The 833-nt window shown below is 50.2% G+C and carries 2 protein-coding genes; both read right to left on the bottom strand.

Translation table 11 applies throughout. The annotated features are described in order from the left end of the window. Positions 1 to 543 (bottom strand): glutamine-hydrolyzing GMP synthase (guaA, locus tag B3180_RS13810; RefSeq protein WP_286845082.1); only part of this gene is annotated, 543 nt, incomplete at its 3' end. A gap of 11 nt (positions 544 to 554) precedes the next feature. Continuing rightward, positions 555 to 833: IMP dehydrogenase (locus B3180_RS13805; RefSeq protein WP_286845080.1), on the bottom strand; the 279-nt coding region annotated here is incomplete at its 5' end.

Genomic DNA, 833 nt, shown 5'->3' with positions numbered 1-833 from the left:
GTGGAACTGAACACCGTAAAACTGACGTTCTTCGTCAGCCATTGCGGCATACGGGCAATAAGAGGTTTTCGCTACGGTGTGGAAGCCTTCCGGAATCATTTCCACTTTGTCACCGTGGCTCATCCAGACATCCAGCAACGGCGCGCCAGACTCAGACACAGCGTCTTCAATGGCTTTAAACAGCGGGCTTTGCTCTACCAGCTCAATTTGTGCGTAACCAAACTCACGCTCCAGCGAGCACTGCACAGAGCCCCCCAGCTGATGGGCCATAGTTTGCATGCCGTAACAAATACCAAATACCGGTACACCAGCATTAAAAACATATTCCGGCGCACGTGGTGAGCCTTCTTCTGCAACGCTTTCCGGGCCACCGGATAAAATAATGCCTTTAGGCGCGAAGTCCCGAATATCGGCTTCATCAACGTCCCATGCCCAAAGCTCACAGTAAACGCCAATTTCGCGAATACGGCGGGCAATCAGCTGCGTGTACTGAGAGCCGAAATCTAAAATCAATATTCGGTGATCGTGGATATCTCTAGTCATTAGTCATCCTGTTACGAGCTACGGTAATTCGGTGCTTCTTTGGTAATGTGCACATCGTGTACGTGTGATTCGCCCATGCCGGCGGCGGTTACTTTCACAAACTGCGGCTTGGTGCGCATATCTTCAATTGTCGGACAACCGGTTAAGCCCATAGCTGAACGCAATCCGCCCATTTGCTGATGGATAATCGCAGAAATAGGTCCTTTATAAGCTATGCGTCCTTCAATACCTTCCGGCACCAACTTGTCAGCTTCATCGCTTTTCTGGAAATAACGGTCAGACGAGCCATT

It is taken from the genome of Idiomarina sp. UBA4206 (genome assembly GCF_002383015.1).
Taxonomy (GTDB): domain Bacteria; phylum Pseudomonadota; class Gammaproteobacteria; order Enterobacterales; family Alteromonadaceae; genus Idiomarina; species Idiomarina abyssalis.
This window is presented reverse-complemented; position numbering and strand designations above follow the sequence as displayed.